This window comes from Noviherbaspirillum phoenicis (genome assembly GCF_047237965.1).
GTDB lineage: Bacteria > Pseudomonadota > Gammaproteobacteria > Burkholderiales > Burkholderiaceae_D > Noviherbaspirillum_A.
In genome coordinates this window covers 71044-91840 of sequence record NZ_JBDFLX010000002.1, presented here as the reverse complement: position 1 = coordinate 91840, position 20797 = coordinate 71044, and the positions used below count along the sequence as shown (strand labels likewise).

The 20797-nt window shown below is 61.1% G+C and carries 14 protein-coding genes and 1 rRNA gene; 10 read left to right on the top strand and 5 right to left on the bottom strand.

The annotated features are described in order from the left end of the window. Positions 1–101: 101 nt before the first annotated feature. Together glpK and ABC383_RS20035 are read right to left on the bottom strand one after the other, a co-directional pair. A complete protein-coding gene (gene glpK, locus ABC383_RS20040) occupies positions 102–1598 on the bottom strand; it encodes a glycerol kinase GlpK (protein ID WP_413016563.1) in 1497 nt (498 codons plus the stop codon). A 40-nt stretch (positions 1599–1638) separates the two neighbouring features. Beyond that, positions 1639–2676, bottom strand: coding sequence for an SMP-30/gluconolactonase/LRE family protein (locus ABC383_RS20035; protein WP_413017377.1), 1038 nt, complete (start codon positions 2674–2676; stop codon positions 1639–1641). 70 nt (positions 2677–2746) lie between these two features. Between ABC383_RS20035 and ABC383_RS20030 the strand changes: the two genes are divergently transcribed. Continuing rightward, on the top strand, positions 2747–3706 hold the full coding sequence (locus ABC383_RS20030) for a Bug family tripartite tricarboxylate transporter substrate binding protein (RefSeq protein ID WP_413017375.1): 960 nt from the start codon (positions 2747–2749) through the stop codon (positions 3704–3706). Between the two features lie 36 nt (positions 3707–3742). Continuing rightward, positions 3743–5557 carry an ABC transporter ATP-binding protein/permease gene (locus ABC383_RS20025; protein ID WP_413016561.1) on the top strand — a complete coding sequence of 605 codons (1815 nt, stop codon included), beginning with the start codon at positions 3743–3745 and terminating at the stop codon, positions 5555–5557. Here the strand turns inward: ABC383_RS20025 and ABC383_RS20020 are convergent. Continuing rightward, positions 5515–6708 carry a M20 aminoacylase family protein gene (locus tag ABC383_RS20020; RefSeq protein ID WP_413016559.1) on the bottom strand — a complete coding sequence of 398 codons (1194 nt, stop codon included), beginning with the start codon at positions 6706–6708 and terminating at the stop codon, positions 5515–5517. The genes ABC383_RS20025 and ABC383_RS20020 overlap by 43 nt on opposite strands. A gap of 190 nt (positions 6709–6898) precedes the next feature. On the opposite strand from ABC383_RS20020, the gene ABC383_RS20015 reads away from it, so the two are divergent. From ABC383_RS20015 to ABC383_RS20005, 3 genes are all read left to right on the top strand, one after another. Continuing rightward, positions 6899–8986 carry a molybdopterin-containing oxidoreductase family protein gene (locus tag ABC383_RS20015; RefSeq protein ID WP_413016558.1) on the top strand — a complete coding sequence of 696 codons (2088 nt, stop codon included), beginning with the start codon at positions 6899–6901 and terminating at the stop codon, positions 8984–8986. Then, complete coding sequence (locus tag ABC383_RS20010; protein ID WP_413016556.1) at positions 8983–10092, top strand: aminopeptidase; 1110 nt, start codon at positions 8983–8985, stop codon at positions 10090–10092. Before ABC383_RS20015 ends, ABC383_RS20010 begins: the two co-directional genes overlap by 4 nt. A gap of 199 nt (positions 10093–10291) precedes the next feature. Then, entirely contained in the window at positions 10292–11974 is a 1683-nt protein-coding gene (locus ABC383_RS20005) for a long-chain-fatty-acid--CoA ligase (RefSeq protein WP_413016554.1), read from the top strand. Between the two features lie 6 nt (positions 11975–11980). Here ABC383_RS20005 and ABC383_RS20000 read toward each other — a convergent pair whose 3' ends face one another. Then, on the bottom strand, positions 11981–13552 hold the full coding sequence (locus ABC383_RS20000) for an alkaline phosphatase D family protein (protein ID WP_413016553.1): 1572 nt from the start codon (positions 13550–13552) through the stop codon (positions 11981–11983). Positions 13553–13563: 11 nt separating this feature from the next. Then, entirely contained in the window at positions 13564–13986 is a 423-nt protein-coding gene (locus ABC383_RS19995) for an acyl-CoA thioesterase (protein WP_413016552.1), read from the bottom strand. A 76-nt stretch (positions 13987–14062) separates the two neighbouring features. On the opposite strand from ABC383_RS19995, the gene ABC383_RS19990 reads away from it, so the two are divergent. The 5 genes from ABC383_RS19990 to ABC383_RS19970 all read left to right on the top strand — a co-directional run bounded on the left by ABC383_RS19990 (position 14063) and on the right by ABC383_RS19970 (position 20705). Continuing rightward, complete coding sequence (locus tag ABC383_RS19990; protein ID WP_413016550.1) at positions 14063–15919, top strand: ABCB family ABC transporter ATP-binding protein/permease; 1857 nt, start codon at positions 14063–14065, stop codon at positions 15917–15919. A gap of 45 nt (positions 15920–15964) precedes the next feature. Further along, entirely contained in the window at positions 15965–16951 is a 987-nt protein-coding gene (locus ABC383_RS19985; RefSeq protein WP_413016548.1) for a LysR family transcriptional regulator, read from the top strand. A gap of 135 nt (positions 16952–17086) precedes the next feature. After that, entirely contained in the window at positions 17087–18373 is a 1287-nt protein-coding gene (locus ABC383_RS19980) for a Glu/Leu/Phe/Val family dehydrogenase (protein ID WP_413016547.1), read from the top strand. Positions 18374–18476: 103 nt separating this feature from the next. Continuing rightward, a complete protein-coding gene (locus ABC383_RS19975; RefSeq protein ID WP_413016546.1) occupies positions 18477–18917 on the top strand; it encodes a hypothetical protein in 441 nt (146 codons plus the stop codon). Between the two features lie 257 nt (positions 18918–19174). Next, positions 19175–20705 (top strand): 16S ribosomal RNA (locus ABC383_RS19970). Positions 20706–20797: the final 92 nt, after the last annotated feature.

Sequence of the window (20797 nt, the reverse complement as noted above, 5' to 3'; positions counted from 1 at the left end):
TTATCAATCTAAAAAAGTCATCTGTTTCATTTGACACCCGATTTTCAGGAATCTCTACAAGTCGGCCTTGCCCTTTACTTTACGCGGCAACTAAAGCGGCATCATTCAACCCAGGCGCGAGCGCGTTCGACAGCGCGATGCCATTGGTTTAGGCGACTGTTGCGCTCCTCTGCACTCATGTCAGGGTCAAAGCGCCGCTCTCTTTGCCACTGAGCGGCAACCTCATCCTGCGACTTCCAGAACTCGACTGCGATACCGGCAAGATATGCCGCTCCCAGAGCCGTCGTCTCCGTAATGACCGGGCGAACTACTGGTACGCCCAGCACATTTGCCTGGAATTGCATCAGCAGGTCGTTTCTCGAAGCACCGCCGTCCACGCGCAACTCCTGCAGTTCAATACCAGAGTCATTCTGCATCGCACGCAATATGTCGACCGTCTGATAAGCAATGCTGGCCAACGCCGCGCGGGCTATATGCGCCTTGTTCGTGCCGCGCGTCATACCGACGATGGTTCCGCGCGCATAGGCGTCCCAGTGCGGCGCGCCCAGACCTGCGAAAGCGGGAACAAACACCACGCCGTCGGTATCTGGCACGCTTGCAGCAAGCGCCTCCACTTCATCCGAACTCCGGATGATGCCCAGCCCGTCGCGCAACCATTGCACCGTCGCGCCAGCCATGAAAACGCTGCCTTCCAGCATATAGACAGCATCTCTGGGCTGGGTGTCCCCGCAAGTCCAGCCTACGGTGGTCACCAGGTTGTTATGAGACGTAATCGGCTGGGAACCAGTATTCATCAGCATGAAGCAGCCGGTTCCGTAGGTGTTCTTGGCCATGCCAGGCCGCAGGCAGGCCTGGCCGAATGTGGCTGCCTGCTGATCTCCGGCAATGCCTGCGATCGGCAGGGCAGCGCCGAACAGTGCCGCATCAGTGTGGCCGATGACACCGCTGCTTGGCACCACACGCGGCAGCATCGCACGGGGAACGCCGAGTATTTCCAGCAGTTCCTCGTCCCACTCCAGGGTATGGATATTGAACATCAGCGTACGGGAGGCATTGCTGGGATCGGTCACATGCAAACCGCTGAGCTTGCTGATCAGCCAGCTATCAACGGTGCCGAATACAAGCTCGCCGCGTTCGGCCTGCTCGCGGGCGCCGGGCACATGGTCGAGTAGCCATTTGACTTTGGTGCCAGAAAAATAGGCGTCCAGTACGAGGCCGGTCTTGCGCTGAAAAACGTCGGCGTGGCCGGCTTCACGCAAGGCGTCGCAGATATCGGCGGTGCGCCTGTCCTGCCAGACAATCGCATTGCCGATTGCCTTACCGGTAGCACGGTCCCATACCACGGTGGTTTCACGCTGGTTGGTAATGCCGATCGCGGCGATGTCTGCAGCACTGACTGCGCATTCCTTCATTACCTGGCGTGCGACGGCAAGTTGTGATTGCCAGATCTCGTCGGGATCATGCTCGACCCACCCTGGATGCGAAAATATCTGCCTGAATTCCTGTTGGGCGCAGCCACGGACATGGCCAGTCTGGTCAAACAGGATGGCGCGTGAACTGGTCGTCCCCTGGTCCAGCGCAAGAATGTAGTTGCTCATGCTTGTCTCGTTGTTTTGATTATGTTCGTAACCGGTATTGCTATGGAATATAGGGATGCTCGGGCAAGCCCGGCACATCCACCCGCAGTGATAACAGGCAGCCTGAATGAGGGTGCGCCTTCAGTTCTTCCGCACTGCGCTTGCTGCTCACCGTGGTGATGTAGAGCGTGCGCAGGTCGTTGCCGCCAAAGGTCACCATGGTAGGACAACGCACCGGCAGCAGTATCTCACGCAGGATTGTCCCGCTCGGCGACAACTGCAGCAAGCGGCCGCCTTCATACATCGCGCACCAGTAATTGCCTTCGGCGTCGACCGCCGCGCCATCCGGCCTGCCGCCGTATTGCGCATTGCGCTCCGTCGAGAACTGTTGCAGCACGCGGCCCGCGCCAAGCGCGCCGCTTTGCAGGTCGAATGGATAGGCGCTGATCCGATGGCTGGTGGTGTCGCTGTGATAGATGACCCGGTTGTCCGGGCTGAATGCGACGCCATTGGACACCGTCGCGCGAATGCCGCTGTCACGCAGCGCACCGCGTTCGAGCGCATACAGTGCCGCATTAGGCTGATCGCGAGGCTCATAGAGCGTGCCTATCCATAAGCGGCCGGCGGCATCACATCGTCCGTCGTTGAATCGTTCGCGTGCCGGGTCATAGGGGGGTGGGGCAATGAGACTCAACGAGCCGGTTGCTGTGTCAAGCATGTGAATGCCGGTGCGCAGCGCCACCAGCATGCCTCCCGACGCACACCATGCGATGGCGCCAGGTTCCGACGGCATCGCCCAGGACTGGTGCATGTTGTTCTGCAGGGCCAGCCTGTGCACTGCGCAACCGTCGATGTCTATCCAGTAGAGCTGGTTTTCCTGCGGATGCCACAATGGGCATTCCCCGAGCTGCATCGGCACAGGATAGGCGAGCTGGATGTCAGAAATTTGCATGACAAGGTCCTGATGAGGAAAATGTGCATTATGCAACAGCGTTTGACAGGGCGCTCCTATGGCGCGCAAGCCCTGTCGATGGTAATCATCGTAATATGCGGTACCGGCCGGTGCATGTACCAGACCCAGCTTGCATAAGCTGGTCATCACCGGAATTCCCTAGACAAGACGCGAGGAAGAGACAATGAAACTAAAGAACTGCTTATCCGTGCTCGGCATGACCGTGATCGCATTGACCAGCGCATCGGCAAGTGCAGACACCTATCCCAACAAGCCGATCAAGATCGTCGTGCCATTCGCCGCTGGCGGCACCACTGACCTGCTGGCCCGCGCGGTTGGCGCCGAACTCCAGAAGTCGATGGGAGAGTCGGTCATCGTCGACAACCGGCCCGGCGCAGGGGGCAATATTGGCGCCGATGCCGTGGCCAAGTCGGCACCCGACGGTTACACGCTGCTGATGGGCACTGTCGGCACGCATGCGATCAACCAGTCGCTTTATCCGAAGATGCCGTTCGACCCGATCAAGGACTTCGCACCGGTAACGCTGGTCGCCTCCGTGCCCAACGTCCTCGTGGTGAACAAGGACTTTGCCGAGAAGAACAAGATTACCGATATCAAGAGCTTTACCTCCTACGCGAAGGCCCACCCGGGCAAGCTCAATATGGCTTCTTCCGGCAATGGCACCTCCATCCATCTCGCTGGCGAACTGTTCAAGACCACAACCAAGACTTATATGCTCCATGTGCCTTATCGCGGCTCAGGCCCGGCACTGACCGATCTGATCGCCGGACAAGCCGACTTGATGTTCGACAACCTGCCATCGGCGCTGCCGTTCATCAAGGCGGGCAAGCTGGTGGCGCTGGGCGTCACCAGCAGCAAGCCGTCGCCGGCGCTGCCTGGTGTAAAACCGCTGGCCAGCGCTGGCGGAGAGCTCGCAGGTTTTGAAGCCAGCTCCTGGTTTGGCATATTGGCGCCGGCCGGTACGCCGAAAGACATCGTCAACAAGCTGCAGCAGGAAATCGCGCAGTCGCTGTCGAGTCCCGCGGTGAAGGAAAAGATGATCAGTCAGGGCGCCGAACCGGTGGGCAATACGCCAGAGCAGTTCGCCGCGCATATTCAGGCCGAAACCAAGAAATGGGAAAAGGTTGTGAAGGCTTCCGGCGCCAAGGTGGACTAAGCAACGCAACCCTCCAGCCACATAAGGATGAACATCATGCAGATAAAACGCCGGACCAGCGAACCGACTGATTGGCATGCGGTCTGGCGTCTGCTCAAGCCTTATTGGGTGTCGGAGGAAAAATGGAAGGCGCGCGGCCTGCTTGCCACGGTGGTCGTGCTGGCATTGGGCATGGTGTACATCAACGTGCTGTTCAATGAATGGAACCGGGTCTTTTACAACGCGCTGGAAAGCAAGGACCTGGCGACGTTCAAGCAACAGCTATGGCGGTTCTCCTACCTTGCCTTTATCTACATTGCGGTGGCGATTTACAAGGTCTACCTGACGCAAGCATTGGAAATCCGCTGGCGCGGCTGGATGACGCGGCAGTACATGGACGGCTGGCTCTCGGGCCAGGCGTATTACCGCATTGAACAGGCCGGCGGCGCCGACAACCCGGACCAGCGCATTGCCGAAGACCTCAAATATTTGACCAACGGCTCATTGACGCTGTCGCTTGGCTTGCTGTCGAGCGTCGTCACGCTGGTGTCGTTTGTCGGCATACTCTGGTCCGTCAGCGGGCCGCTGTCTTTCATGCTGGGCGGGCAGAACTGGGTGATTCCGGGCTATATGGTCTGGTTCGCGATCGCCTATGCCGGCATCGGATCGCTGCTGGTGGCCTGGATCGGCAAGCCGCTGGTGCAGCAAAACTTCATGCAGCAACGTTTCGAGGCGGACTTTCGTTTCGGCCTGATCCGTGTGCGTGAAAATGCAGAGTCGGTCGCGCTTTACCGCGGGGAGCCGCAGGAACATGCGCAGCTGGAAGGACGTTTCGAAAAAATACGCGACAACTGGTGGCAAATCATGCGCACCACCAAACGCCTGAATGTGGCATCGACCTTCTATGCGCAGTTTGCAATCATCTTCCCCTTTCTCGTGGGCGCGCCGCGCTACTTCAGCGGCGCCATCACCCTGGGTGGTCTGATGCAGATATCATCTGCGTTCGGCCAGGTGCAGTCGGCGTTGTCATGGTTCATCGATGCGTTCAGCGCGCTGGCCGAATGGAAGGCGAGCGTGAACCGCCTTTCAGGCTTTCACGATGTCGTCGAAGCGGCGCGCCATACCGAGTCGCGCATCAAGGTTGTGCGCAACGGCACGGAGGACATCACGCTCGCCGACCTGACGCTGGCGCTGCCCTCCGGCCTGCCGCTGACGCAGCCTCTGTCGTCCGCCATAGGCCCAGGACAGCGCATCCTGGTTGCCGGGCCGTCAGGCTGTGGCAAGTCCACGCTGTTTCGCGCCATCGCCGGTATCTGGCCCTATGGCGATGGCGCGATCGACATACCGCAGCAAGCCTCCGTGATGTTTCTGCCGCAGCGCAGCTATCTGCCGATAGGCACACTGCGGGCTGCGGTGACCTATCCAATGGCTGCACACAACTACGACGATGCCGATATTCTGCGGCATTTCGATGCATGCCGGCTTGCGCACCTGGCGCCCGTGCTGGACCAGGAAGAAAACTGGAGCCAGAAGCTGTCTCCCGGCGAGCAGCAGCGCCTGGCGATGGTGCGCGTGCTGCTGATCCGCCCGGATATCGTGTTCCTCGATGAAGCCAGCAGCGCCATGGATGGCGACACCGAAGCGGCCCTGTACGCGCTGCTGACCGCGGAACTGCCCGAGTCGACCATCGTCAGCATCGCGCACCGGGAATCGGTGGCGCAATACCATCATCTGCGCTGGCAATTCGTCGCGGATGACAATGGTGGCAATGCGCAGCGGGATGGGACACGGACTTACCGTATCGTCCCATCGGTGCTGCAGGCGGCAGTTCAGCCGCGCGCCAGCCAGGCTTCGGCCAGCCGTACCCAATAAGTTGCGCCGATCGGCAGCAGCGCATCGTTGAAGTCGTAGCTCGGGTTATGCAGGTTGCACGGCCCCAGCCCATGTCCGCCGCTGCGGTGGTCGCCGTCGCCACTGCCGATGAAGACATAGCAGCCGGGTTTTTTCTGCAGGAAGAACGCGAAGTCCTCGGCGCCCATCGTGGGTTCGACCTTGGCATCGACCTTGTCGACACCGACGATGGACTGCAGCACCTCGGTTGCAAAGGCTGTTTCCCTTGCGTGATTGATCAGCGGCGGGTAATTGCGCTTGAATTCGAAATGGACGCTGGCGTCGAATGCCTCGGCAGTATGCTCGGCGACCGTGCGCATGCGGCTTTCAATCAGGTCCAGCACCGGCAGGTCGAAGGTGCGCACCGTGCCTATCATCGTGGCCTGGTCCGGAATCACGTTGGTGGCGCTGCCGGCGTGGATCTGGGTGATGGACAGTACCGCGGGCGCAAGCGGGCTCTTGTTGCGGCTGATGATGGTCTGCCAGCTCTGCGCAATCTGCACTGCCGTCATTACCGGGTCCACGCCCTTGTGCGGCTGGGCCGCATGGGCGCCGCGGCCGGTGATGGTCAGCTCGAACTCGTTGGACGATGCCATCATCGGCCCTGGGGTCACGCCAAAGGTGCCGGTGGCCACGCCCGGCCAGTTGTGCATGCCGAAGATGGCGTCCATCGGGCATTGCTCGAACAGACCTTCGTCCATCATCTTGCTGGCACCGCCGCCGCCTTCCTCGGCCGGCTGGAAGATCACGTAGACCGTGCCGTCGAAATTGCGGTGGCGCGACAGGTGATGGGCCGCGCCCAGCAGCATCGCCACATGGCCGTCGTGGCCGCAGGCGTGCATCTTGCCGGGATGGCGCGATGCATGGGAAAAGGTATTGACCTCCTGCACCGGCAATGCGTCCATGTCGGCGCGCAGGCCGATGGCGCGCGGGCTGTCGCCGTTGCGGATGACGCCCACCACGCCGGTCTTGGCCAGGCCGCGGATAATCGGAATGCCCCATTCGGTCAGCTTTTGCGCGACCACGTCGGCCGTGCGCTGCTCTTCATAGCACAGTTCCGGATGGGCATGGATGTCGCGCCGGATCTGGGCCAGTTCGGATTGAAACGCAACAATGGGATCGATCAACTGCATGATGTTCTCCTGTATTTTGAACCGACAGCATAGCCGATTTGCAAGCTCGACAATATTGAAGCGTCAAGCATTTGCAAGTCGGTCAATTTTAAAAATAAAACATCTTCAAAAACAGATGCTTAAGCTGAAATTTCATGCATGACGAAAAGCGTTTTGCAGTACGATTGAACGCTCTGAAAGCGATATCTCCATGACGACCAAGACCATCCGCGCTGCCTGTCCCCATGATTGTCCCGATACCTGCGCCATGCTGGTGACGGTGGAAAATGGCGTTGCCACCAAGGTGCGCGGCGATCCGGAACACCCGACCACTGCCGGCGTGCTGTGCACCAAGGTCGCCCGCTACACCGAGCGCACCTACCACGCCGATCGTTTGCTGCATCCGATGCGCCGGGTCGGCGTCAAGGGCGAGGGCCGGTTCGAGGCGATCAGCTGGGAAGAGGCGCTCGATACCGTCGCTGCGCGCCTGAAGGAAATCGCAGCGCGCGCGCCGGAAGCCATCCTTCCCTACAACTATGCCGGCACCATGGGCCTGGTACAGGGCGAGTCGATGTCGGCGCGCTTCTTCCACCGGCTGGGTGCGTCGCGGCTGGACCGCACCATCTGCGCCTCGGCTGGCGCGGCCGGCATCACCTACACGCTAGGCGGCAAGGTTGGCATGGACGTCGAGCAGTTCCAGGACGCCCAGGTCATCCTGATCTGGGGCGGCAACCCGATCGCATCCAACGTGCATTTCTGGATGCGGGCCCAGGAAGCGAAGCGCCGCGGCGCGATCCTGGTGGCGATCGATCCCTACCGCTCGCTGACGGCGGAGAAGTGCCAGATCCATATCGCCCCCTTGCCCGGCACCGACGCCGCGCTGGCGCTGGCGATGATGCACATCCTGATCCGTGACGACCTGCTCGACCACGACTACATCGCGCGCCACACCCTGGGTTTCGACGAACTCAGGGTGCGGGCGATGGAATGGCCGCCGCAGCGGGCGGCGGAAATCTGCGGCGTGCCGGTCGAGCAGATCGAGCAGCTGGCGCAGCTGTATGGCGGCACCGCCCGCACCGGGCAGCCGGTTGCCATACGGCTGAATTACGGCCTGCAGCGGGTGCGTGGCGGTGGCATGGCGGTGCGCAACATCAGTTGCCTGCCGGCGCTCGTCGGCGCGTGGCGCCACCCGGCCGGCGGCGTTCAGCTGTCGGCCAGCGACAGCTTCCCCAAGAATACCCAGGCGCTGCAGCGTCCCGATCTGCTGCCGGGCAAGCTGCCGCGCCTGATCAACATGAGCACCATAGGCGACGATTTGCTGCGGCCCGCATCGCCCGAATTTGGTCCGCAGATCGAGGCCGTGATCGTCTATAACGCCAATCCGGTGGCGGTGGCGCCGGAGTCGACTAAGGTGGCGCAGGGCTTTGGCCGCGACGACCTGTTTACCGTGGTGCTGGAGCACTTCCAGACCGACACCGCCGATTACGCCGACATCCTGCTGCCTGCCACGACCCAGCTTGAGCATGCCGACGTGCATGGCGCCTACGGCCATCTCTACATGCTGGCCAACAATCCCGCGATCGCGCCGCTGGGCGAGGCCAAGCCCAATACCGAGATTTTCCGCCTGCTCGCGGCCCGCATGGGCTTCGAGGACGACTGCTTCAATGAAACCGATGACGAGATTGCCGCCCAGGCCTTCAACCGGGCCGACCCGCGTGCCGCGCACTTCGACTGGGAAGCGTTGAAGCGGGAAGGCTGGCGTAAGCTGGCCATTGCCAATGCGCCGTTCGCCAACGGCAATTTCGCTACCCCTTCCGGAAAATGCGAATTCTATTGCGCCCGCATGCTGAAGGAAGGACTCGATCCGCTGCCGTCCTACATCCCGCCTTACGAATCCGCCGCCAGCAATCCAGAACTGGCCCGGCGCTATCCGCTGGCGATGATCTCGCCGCCGGCCCGCAATTTCCTGAATTCCACCTTCGTCAACGTGCAAAGCCTGCGCAGCACGGAAGGCGAGCCGCATCTGGACATGCATCCGCAGGATGCGGCCGCGCGCGGCATCGCCGATGGCGACCGGGTCCGCATCCACAATGACCGCGGCGCCTTCACCGCCCTTGCGCGTGTCACTGCCAATGCCCGTCCCGGCCTGGTGGTGGGCTTGTCCATCTGGTGGAAAAAACTGGCATCGGACGGAAAGAACGCGAATGAGCTGACCAGCCAGCGCCTGACCGACATGGGCCGGGCGCCCACCTTTTACGACGTGCTGGTGGAAGTGGAAAAAACAGGAATAGAAGCATGAAGATACGCTATCGCACTGCGCTGCTGGCCAGCGCCGTGATCCTGGCTGCGTCGCTGTCCGGCGGCTGCGCCCAACTGGGTTATTACATGCAGGCAGCGCAAGGGCAGTACTCGCTGATGGCGCAGGCCCGTCCGATCGACGACTGGCTGGCCGACCCGGAGACTGGCGACAAGCTCAAGACCAAGCTGCAGCGGGTCAAGGAAATACGCCGTTTCGCGGCCGCCGAACTGGCGCTGCCAGACAATGGGAGCTACAAGTTCTACGCCGATTTGAAGCGCCCCTTCGTGTTGTGGAATGTCGTGGCGGCGCCGGCCCTGTCGCTGGAACCGACCAAATGGTGTTTCCCGATTGCCGGCTGCGTCAATTACCGCGGCTATTACAGCAAGGAAGCGGCGCAGGCATTTGCCGGCGAATTGCGCGCGCAGGGGCTTGATGTGCAGATCGGCGGCGTGCCGGCCTACTCGACCCTGGGCTGGTTCAACGACCCGGTGCTGTCGACCTTCATCCAGTACCCGGATGGCGAACTGGCACGCCTGGTCTTCCACGAGCTGGCGCACCAGGTTGCCTACGCTAAGGATGACAGCCAGTTCAATGAATCCTTTGCGGTGGCGGTGGAAGAAGTCGGCGTGGAACGCTGGATGGCGCGCTTCGGCGATGAAAAGATGCTTCGCGCCTATGCCGACTACGAAAGCCGCAAGAAGGATTTCCTGGCCCTGCTGATGAAATACCGTGACGAACTCAAGGCCAACTACGACAGCGATGCGGCAGACGCCGAAAAGCTGCAAGCCAAGGCCAGGTTGTTCCAGTCCCTGAAGGACGACTACCAGGTGCTCAAGGCCGGCTGGGGCGGCTATGCCGGATACGACCGCTGGTTCGCCGAGCCGCTGTCGAATGCGCACCTGGCGTCGATCGCGACCTATCACGATTTCGTGCCAGGTTTTCGGACCCTGCTGCGACAAGAAAAGAGCCTGTCGGCCTTCTATGCAGCAGTCAAGCGGATGGCTGCGGAGGACAAGAGCCAGCGCCATCAGCAACTGGCCAATCTGGGACAGCCAGCCAGAATGGCGTCGCATGAAAGCCCGGCGATGGTGACCCGCCAGGAGTGACCGGCTAGCCAATCAGTTTGATTGGTTGAAGCGAGGAAATTTCCCCGCTAGAGTAATTGCTCCAAATTTTCGCAAAATGCTTGCGACGCCGGGGACTGCCGACTAGCATCCTGCTTACCGGCAGCTTTCAACAGGCCTGCCGGCCCGGCGCCCAGCGCATCCTTCCATCTCCATACATAACAATATTTCGAGGCAGACTATGGACAAGATTTGGCTCAGGTCCTATCCGGCGGACGTTCCCGCGGAAATCGACTACACCCGTTACCGTTCGCTGGTCCACCTGCTGGAAGAAGCGTTTCAGAATTATGCGCAGCGCAAGGCCTATATCTGCATGGGCAAGTCGCTGACCTATGCGCAGGTCGATGCGATGTCCCAGCGCCTCGGCGCCTGGCTGCAGAGCAGGGGGCTGGAAAAGGGCGCACGCGTGGCGCTGATGATGCCCAACATACTGCAGTACCCTGTCGCCCTGGCCGCCGTGCTGCGCGCCGGCTACACCGTCGTCAACGTCAATCCGCTTTACACCGCCCGCGAACTGGCGCACCAGCTCAACGATTCCGGCGCCGAGGCCATCATCATCCTCGAGAACTTCGCCACGACGCTGGAGCAGGTGGTGGCAAACACCAAGGTGCGCCATGTGGTCATCGCCTCGATGGGCGACCTGCTGGGCGGCCTGAAGGGCGGCATCGTCAATTTCGTCGTGCGCAATGTGAAAAAGATGGTGCCCGCCTACCAGTTGGCCAATGCCGTGCCGTTCAAGCGCGCACTGGCCGAAGGCAGCCGCATGACGCTCAAGCCCGTGCCACTGGCTCATGAGGACGTCGCTTTCCTGCAGTACACCGGCGGCACCACCGGCGTTTCCAAGGGCGCGACCCTGACCCACCGCAACGTGCTGGCCAATGTGCTGCAGAGCGAGGCCTGGGCGCAGCCGGCGATCAGGCGCGAGCCGCATGTCGAGGAGCTGGTGTATGTCTGCGCGCTGCCGCTGTACCACATCTTTGCGCTGACGGCCTGCTGCCTGATGGGCACCCGCATGGGCGCCACCAACCTGCTGATACCCAATCCGCGCGACATTCCGGGCCTGGTCAAGGAACTGTCCAAGTACAAGATCAATATCTTCCCGGCCGTCAACACGCTGTATAACGGCCTGCTCAACAACCCCGACTTCGCCAAGCTCGACTTTTCGGGGCTGAAGGTCTGCAACGGCGGCGGCATGGCGGTGCAGCGCGCAGTGGCCGACAAATGGCTACAAGTCACCGGTTGCCCCATCATCGAGGGCTATGGCCTGTCCGAGACCTCGCCGGTCGCCACCTGCAATCCATCCGACAACAATGCCTTCACCGGCACCATAGGCTTGCCGGTGCCATCGACCGAAGTGGCGATCCTGGACGACAACGGCCAGCCGCTGCCGCTTGGCCAGGTGGGTGAAATAGCCATCCGCGGACCGCAGGTGATGGTCGGCTACTGGAACCGTCCGGAGGAGACCGCCAAGGTGATGACGCCCGACGGCTACTTCAAGACCGGCGACGTCGGCGTGATGGACGAGCGCGGCTATGTGCGCATCGTGGACCGAAAGAAGGACATGATCCTGGTGTCGGGCTTCAATGTGTATCCGAACGAGATCGAGGATGTGCTGGCGACCCATCCCGGCGTGCTCGAGTCTGCATGCGTGGGCGTGCCCGATGCGAACTCGGGCGAGGCGGTCAAGGTGTTCGTTGTGCGCAAGGACCCGGCGCTGACCTCGGCCCAGCTGATGGACTATTGCCGCGAGCAGCTGACCGGCTACAAGCGCCCGAAGTACATCGAGTTCCGCAATGAGCTCCCAAAGACGAATGTGGGCAAGATACTGCGGCGCGAACTGCGCGACGAAAAGCAGGCGGCGTAACGCCTGTCAGGCCGCCGGCAGCACGCCCGGCCGGCCATCCTCCACCATGAAACGCGCCAGCGTGGCCATCGCCGAGCTGGCGCTTTTTACATTTTCCAGGCCCTGGAACAGTACCGTGGCATGATCCGGCGCCAGGTCCATCACGGCAAAGCCGCGCCGGTCACTGCGGCCATAGGCGATATGAGGATTCATTGCCAGGTACTGCTCGGTGCGCGCCTGCGGCCGCGAATTCGACGTCACCGACGTGCCGCAGAATTCGCTTGCCAGTACCGGGTTGGCCGGCGAAGTGGGACGGTAAAAATCGCTGCGCAGGTCGCTGGCGAAAAAGCTGTGCACGTCGCCTGAAATCACCACCGGATTGGCGGGGCGGTGGCGCGCGATATCGCGCATCAGGCGCTGGCGCGCCGCCGGGTAGCCGTCCCAGCCATCGGTCCAGAAACGGCCTTCGCCCCGGCCGTCGGCCGGGGCGTGGCTGCACTGGGCCATCAGCGTCTGCTGCGCCAGGATATTCCAGCGCGCCCTTGACGACGCCAGTCCCTGCGCCAGCCAGGCTTCCTGTTCCATCCCGAGCAGCGTGCGCTGGGGTTCCAGCCTTTCCCGGCAAGCCGCGCCGACCGATGTGCTGCCGCCGCGTCCCGTCGGCGCGCAGGCCTGATGCGAACGGTACTGGCGGTCGTCCAGCACATGCAGGCGTGCCAGCCGGCCCCAGTCGTAACGCTCGTAGATGCGCATGTGGGCGAACCCTCCGGCAGGCGCCGGCGGCGCCGTCAGCCGCACCGGCATGTGCTCATAGAAAGCCTGATAGGCGGCGGCGCGGCGCTGAAGGAAGGCCGGGTCCAGCCGGCCGTCGCGGTCATCGGCGTAATCGTTGGCCACCTCATGGTCGTCCCAGGTGACGATCCAGGGCGCGGCATGGTGCGATGCCTGCAGATGCGGATCGGCCTTGTACTGCGCATAGCGGGCGCGGTAGTCAGCCAGCGTCAGCGACTCATCGCTGCGCCGGGGTGAATCCGGATGCGCGGCTTGATACGGACCCCATTCGTAGATGTAGTCGCCGAGAAAGGCGACCAGGTCAGGCGCCATCGCGGCGATATGGCGATGTGCTGCGTACTCGCCGAATTCCCAGTGCTGGCAGGAGGCATAGGCTAGTCTCATCCGTGCCGGCATGGCGTCCGCCGCGGGCGCGGTGCGGGTGCGCGCCACTGGGCTGACCGCGTCGCCCAGCATGAAGCGGTACCAGTACCAGCGGTCCGGCCGCAGGCCGCCCACGTCGACATGCACACTATGCGCAAGCTGCGGCGTGGCGATGGCGTCGCCGCGTGCCACGATGCTGCGGAACGCTTCATCGTTCGCCACTTCCCAGCGCACCCTCAGAGGTCCTGGCGCCGGCGCCGCGTCATTGCCAGGCTCGGACAGGATGCGGGTCCATAGCACGACGCCATGGGCCAGCGGCGATCCGGATGCCACGCCAAGCCGGAACGGATACCAGTCGGCGGCTGCGCAGAGCGTCGTGCCGCCTGCGCTCGCGCCCAGGGCAGCAAGGCGCGCGGCATTGAGCAGAAAGGAGCGCCTGTCCATGCGCGCGATGGCTACGCGCCGTCCGGGTGCTGGTCCGACTCGGGCGGCAACAGCCGCGGCTTGCGGTCTTCTCCGGTGGCGACATAGGTAAGGGTGGCTTCCGTTACCTTCACCACTTCCCACTGCAGGCGATTGCGCTCGGCATAGACCTCCACATTCACCGTGACCGACGTCTTGCCTGACTTGACGACCGTCGCGTAGAACGACAGCAGGTCGCCGACGAACACCGGCTGCTTGAACACGAAGGAATTGACGGCGATGGTAGCCACCCGGCCGTTGGCGCGGCGGGCCGCCGGCAGTGCGCCGGCAATGTCGACCTGGGCCATGATCCATCCGCCAAACACATCGCCGTGCGCGTTGGAGTCTGCCGGCATCGGCATCACCCGCAGGGCCGGCATGCCGGGCGGAAGTCTGGTCTGGTTACTTTCGGTCATGGAGCGGTCCTGCCTTCCTGGGATAAGAACGTTACAATCGAGGGCCAAGCATAAACCATCCACCAGCCCACTCTCAATGCGACGCACTCTGCCCCCGCTTCCCGACGCCCCTGCCAACCAGGGCACCCGCAACGACTGGGCCACCCTGAAGACGCTGCTGCCCTATCTGTGGGCTTACAAATGGCGCATGTCGCTGGCCCTGGTGTTTCTGGTCAGCGCCAAGCTGGCCAATGTCGGCGTTCCGCTCATCCTCAAGCAGCTGATCGACCGCCTGACCGTCACCGCAAGCCAGCCGCAGGCCTTGCTGGCGCTGCCGCTTGGCCTGCTGCTTGCCTATGGCGCGCTGCGGCTGTCGACCACGCTGTTTACCGAATTGCGCGAGTTCGTCTTCGCTAGGGTCACCCAGCGCGCGGTGCGCACGGTCGCGCTGCAGGTCTTCAAGCATCTGCATTCGCTGTCGCTGCGCTTTCACCTGAACCGCCAGACCGGCGGCATGACGCGCGACATTGAGCGCGGCACCCGCGGCATTTCCTCGCTGGTGTCCTATACCCTGTTTTCGATCCTGCCGACGCTGGTGGAAATCACGCTGGTGCTGGGCTACCTGGTGCTGCATTACGACATCTGGTTTTCCATCATCACCGCCGGCGCGCTGGTGGCCTACATTGGCTTCACCGTGCTGGTGACCGAGTGGCGCACCCACTTCCGGCGCACGATGAACGACCTTGACTCCAAGGCCAACACCAAGGCGATCGACTCGCTGATCAACTATGAAACGGTCAAGTACTTCGGCAACGAGGAGTATGAAGCACGGCGCTACGACGAAGGCCTGCAGCGCTACGAGGCCGCCGCGGTGCGCTCGCAAACCTCGCTCTCGCTGCTCAATACCGGGCAGTCCGCCATCATCGCCATCGCCGTCACCCTGATTCTGTGGCGCGCCACCCAGGGCGTGATCGACGGCACCATGACGCTGGGCGACCTGGTGCTGGTCAATGCATTCATGATCCAGCTGTATGTGCCGCTGAATTTCCTGGGCGTGCTGTACCGCGAAATCAAGCAGAGCCTGGCCGACATGGAACGCCTGTTCGCCTTGCTGGACCAGCATCGCGAAGTGGCGGACGTGCCGGATGCGCCGGCGCTTGCCGCCCATGGCGCCGAGGTGCGCTTCTCCCATGTGAATTTCAGCTACGAGAAAAACCGGCAGATCCTGTTCGACGTCGACTTCACCATCCCGGCCGGCAGCACGACTGCCGTGGTTGGCCATAGCGGCTCGGGCAAATCGACGCTGTCACGGCTGCTGTTCCGTTTCTACGACGTGGATGCCGGCGCGATTACCATCGACGGCCAGGACTTGCGCCAAGTAACCCAGCCGTCGCTGCGCAGCGCCATTGGCATCGTGCCGCAAGACACCGTGCTGTTCAACGACACCATCGAATACAACATCGCCTATGGCAGGCCGGGCGCCAGCCGCGAGGAGCTGATCGCCGCCGCGCGCGCAGCGTCCATCCACGACTTCATCGAATCGCTGCCGGCGGGTTACCAGACCATGGTCGGCGAACGTGGCCTGAAGCTGTCGGGCGGCGAAAAGCAGCGAGTGGCGATTGCCCGGGCGCTGCTGAAGGATCCGGCGATCCTGATCTTCGACGAAGCGACCTCGGCCCTGGACTCGCGCGCCGAGCAGGCGATACAGGCCGAACTCAAAGCCATCGCACGCACGCGTACCACCCTGGTGATTGCGCACCGGCTGTCCACCATCGCCGATGCGGCGCAAATCCTGGTGATGGACCATGGCCGCATCATCGAGCGCGGCACCCATGCGCAGCTGCTGGCGGCGGACGGCGCCTATGCGCAGATGTGGGCGCGCCAGCAGGCAAGGCCCGACGAAGCCCAGGCTTCGCCGCGCGCCGATCCAATGGGCGCCAGCGAAGCTGCCTGAGCTCCTCGCTTTGCCTGCGGGCGGGCAGCCGGCTACCATGGCGCCATGGACACCAAATGGCTTGAAGATTTCATTTCCCTGGCCGAGACGCGCAGCTTCAGCCGCTCGGCCGAGCTGCGGCATGTCACCCAGCCGGCATTCTCGCGCCGCATCCAGTCGCTGGAAGCCTGGCTCGGCGCCGACCTGATCGACCGTACTTCTTACCCCACTCGCCTGACGCCCGCCGGCGAGGTGTTCTATGAGCAGGCGATGGAAATGCTGGGCCAGGTCAACAATGCCCGCGCGCTGTTGCGCGGCAACCGGCCCATGGCCCCCGGCATGATCGATTTCGCTGTGCCGCATACGCTGTCGCTGACCTTCGTGCCGAAATGGATCAAGTCCATGGAGACCGGCTTCGGCCCGATCGGCGCGCGACTGATGGCGTTGAATGTGCATGACGCCGTAATGACCATCGTCGAAGGCGGCTGCGATCTTCTGCTGTGCTACCACCATCCACGCCAGCCGGTGCAACTCGACCCCGGCCGCTACGACATGCTCGTGCTGGGATACGAAACCTTGCGCGCCTATGCCCGTTGCGACCGCGCCGGCACGCCGGACTTTTTACTGCCCGGCGACCTCCGCTCGCCATTGCCCTTCCTGTCCTATACCAGCAATGCCTATCTCGGCCGCATGGTGGATCTGATCCTGAGCGATGCCCGCAAGACGCCGCATCTGGAGCGCCGCTATGAAACCGATATGGCCGAAGGGTTGAAGATGATGGCGCTGGAAGGGCATGGCCTGGCCTTCCTGCCTGAGTCCGCCGTCACGCGGGAATTGAAGCAGAAGCAGCTTGCGCGTGCAGACGGCGGCATACCCGACTGGGAAGTGCAGATGGAAATCAGGCTGTACCGGGAGCGTCCTTCCGCTCAGCGGCCTGGCAAGCCGGTCGTCGGCAGACTGTGGGACTACCTGGTCCAGCCGCAGTCGCTAAAACGCCGTTCCACCAAGGCCCAGGCGAAATCGAAAGACACGAATGACAGAAGTGGGAACTAAAACTATGTTTTATACGCATAGTTACATGCGAACAAGGCATTGGATCGGCAGCAGCGGCCAGTCATAAGATACAGGTCTCTGCAGCGCAAGCCCAGTGCGGTTCGCTGCCTGCGTGTTCAACCAAGGAGCCCTCAAATGTCCAGCCAGCATGAAATTCCGTCTTATCTGACACCGCATGAAATCGGCCCCTGGGCCGTCTACCTCGAGCAGATCGATCGTGTGACGCCCTACCTTGGCGGCTTGGCGCGCTGGGTGGAAACCCTGAAGCGGCCCAAGCGCGTGCTGATCGTGGACGTGCCCATCGAGCGGGATGACGGCAGCATCGCGCATTTCGAGGGTTACCGGGTGCAGCATAATACTTCCCGCGGCCCGGGCAAGGGCGGCGTGCGCTTTCACCAGGACGTGACGTTGTCGGAAGTGATGGCGTTGTCTGCCTGGATGACGGTGAAGAACGCGGCAGTCAACGTGCCCTATGGCGGCGCCAAGGGCGGCATCAGGCTGGATCCGCGCCTGCTGTCGCAAGCCGAACTGCAGCGCGTGACCCGTCGCTACACCAGCGAAATCGGCATCATCATTGGACCGAACAAGGATATCCCGGCGCCGGACGTCAACACCAACGAGCAGGTGATGGCCTGGATGATGGACACCTACTCGATGAATCAGGGCAGCACGGCGTCCGGCGTGGTGACGGGCAAACCGATTTCCCTGGGCGGCAGCCTCGGCAGGCGGGAAGCAACCGGCCGCGGCGTGTTCGTTGTCGGCTGCGAGGCGGCGGTGAAGACCGGGCTGGACATCAAGGGCGCCCGGATAGCCGTGCAGGGTTTCGGCAATGTCGGCAGCATCGCCGCCCGGCTCTTCAGCGAAGCCGGTGCACGCATCGTTGCCGTGCAGGACCATCAATCGACGGTATATAACGAGGCGGGCCTGGACGTGCTAGCGCTCCAGGAACATGTCGCTGCCCACGGCGGCGTGGGCGGTTATGCTGCCGCGGAACACATCAGCGACCGGAGCCGTTTCTGGGAAGTGGACTGCGACATATTGATTCCGGCGGCTCTGGAACAGCAGATCACTGAACACAATGCTGGGCACATCAAGGCGAAAATCATTCTCGAAGGCGCAAACGGCCCGACCACGCCGCTCGCCGACGACATCCTGCATGAAAAAGGTGTCCTGATCGTGCCGGACGTTATCGCAAACGCCGGCGGCGTGACTGTCAGCTATTTCGAATGGGTACAGGACTTTTCGAGCTTTTTCTGGACTGAAGACGAAATCAATCTGCGCCTTACGCGCATCATGCGGGAAGCCTTTTCAGGCGTCTGGCAACTCGCTTCCGAGAAAAAGGTATCGCTCCGCACAGCCGCGTTCATCGTCGGATGCACCCGGATATTGCAGGCGAGAGAAATGCGCGGCCTGTACCCCTGACAGTCCGCACTTAAGCGACAGACCACCAAGCAATACAGGCGACGCAAACTATTGTAGGCAGCGCAACAGTTTTTTGTTGACATGATTTCTTGTTGGAAATACGATGTCGGCGTTGTTTTGTTTTTCCGATTCGCCCGCCTTGTGCGGGCTTTTTTTATTTGTCCATATTAAACATTGCCAGCTTCATAAGCTTGCTGGAAATCAAAACCTGCTGATGTTGCTCGTAACGCACTCATTTGAGCTAGCCGACGCTCAGTACGGAAAAGCCGGCACCGCGAGTGCACTGAATCCTGGCCAGACAGCCTTTCTGATATTCACACAACGTATTACAGCTATGTGTTTTCGGAAGTTCCGCAGATGCAACACACTGGTTAAAGTGACGGCCTTCCAAATGATGTCTCAAGGAACAGCGATTCAGCGACCGGAGAGAGATTTTTTGGGAAGAATGGCGTTGGACGAGTTGGTAATCGGAACTGTGCAGTTGAAGCAAAAAACAGTTGACGCAAGCCACCAAACATCGCATAATCGCTTTCTCTGCTGCTGACGAACACAACGCTTCGCAGCAGCCGGCAAGTCCCTCGGGGCGGCTGGCAGCAGACTGAATTGCCCGGTTCTTTAACAACCAACAACCGATAAGTGTGGGCACTTGATGAAGTGCGCCGGCGGCAACGCCGGATGCTCAAATTATTAAGCAAGTGCTCACAACAAAGAAGTAGAACGATTCGCAAGAATCGATCTGTCAGTATTTTGAGTGAGCGACGGTTCTTCGGAACCTGCCAGCAATGGCACAAAACAGAGATTGAACTGAAGAGTTTGATCCTGGCTCAGATTGAACGCTGGCGGCATGCCTTACACATGCAAGTCGAACGGCAGCACGGACTTCGGTCTGGTGGCGAGTGGCGAACGGGTGAGTAATATATCGGAACGTGCCCTAGAGTGGGGGATAACTAGTCGAAAGATTAGCTAATACCGCATACGATCTATGGATGAAAGTGGGGGATCGCAAGACCTCATGCTCGTGGAGCGGCCGATATCTGATTAGCTAGTTGGTGGGGTAAAAGCCTACCAAGGCATCGATCAGTAGCTGGTCTGAGAGGACGACCAGCCACACTGGGACTGAGACACGGCCCAGACTCCTACGGGAGGCAGCAGTGGGGAATTTTGGACAATGGGGGCAACCCTGATCCAGCAATGCCGCGTGAGTGAAGAAGGCCTTCGGGTTGTAAAGCTCTTTTGTCAGGGAAGAAACGGTTCTGGCTAATATCCGGAGCTAATGACGGTACCTGAAGAATAAGCACCGGCTAACTACGTGCCAGCAGCCGCGGTAATACGTAGGGTGCGAGCGTTAATCGGAATTACTGGGCGTAAAGCGTGCGCAGGCGGTTGTGCAAGACAGATGTGAAATCCCCGGGCTCAACCTGGGAATTGCATTTGTGACTGTACGGCTAGAGTGTGTCAGAGGGGGGTAGAATTCCACGTGTAGCAGTGAAATGCGTAGAGATGTGGAGGAATACCGATGGCGAAGGCAGCCCCCTGGGATAACACTGACGCTCATGCACGAAAGCGTGGGGAGCAAACAGGATTAGATACCCTGGTAGTCCACGCCCTAAACGATGTCAACTAGTTGTCGGGTCTTAATTGACTTGGTAACGCAGCTAACGCGTGAAGTTGACCGCCTGGGGAGTACGGTCGCAAGATTAAAACTCAAAGGAATTGACGGGGACCCGCACAAGCGGTGGATGATGTGGATTAATTCGATGCAACGCGAAAAACCTTACCTACCCTTGACATGGCAGGAATCCTTGAGAGATCAGGGAGTGCTCGAAAGAGAACCTGCACACAGGTGCTGCATGGCTGTCGTCAGCTCGTGTCGTGAGATGTTGGGTTAAGTCCCGCAACGAGCGCAACCCTTGTCATTAGTTGCTACGAAAGGGCACTCTAATGAGACTGCCGGTGACAAACCGGAGGAAGGTGGGGATGACGTCAAGTCCTCATGGCCCTTATGGGTAGGGCTTCACACGTCATACAATGGTACATACAGAGGGCCGCCAACCCGCGAGGGGGAGCTAATCCCAGAAAGTGTATCGTAGTCCGGATTGGAGTCTGCAACTCGACTCCATGAAGTTGGAATCGCTAGTAATCGCGGATCAGCATGTCGCGGTGAATACGTTCCCGGGTCTTGTACACACCGCCCGTCACACCATGGGAGCGGGTTTTACCAGAAGTAGGTAGCTTAACCGCAAGGAGAGCGCTTACCACGGTAGGATTCGTGACTGGGGTGAAGTCGTAACAAGGTAGCCGTATCGGAAGGTGCGGCTGGATCACCTCCTTTCTAGAGATATGCACGCAGTTGGGTGTCCACACTTATCGGTTGTAGGCAAAACGAAGAACAGTCAAAACACACCGTCAGGTCATGAAGTGATC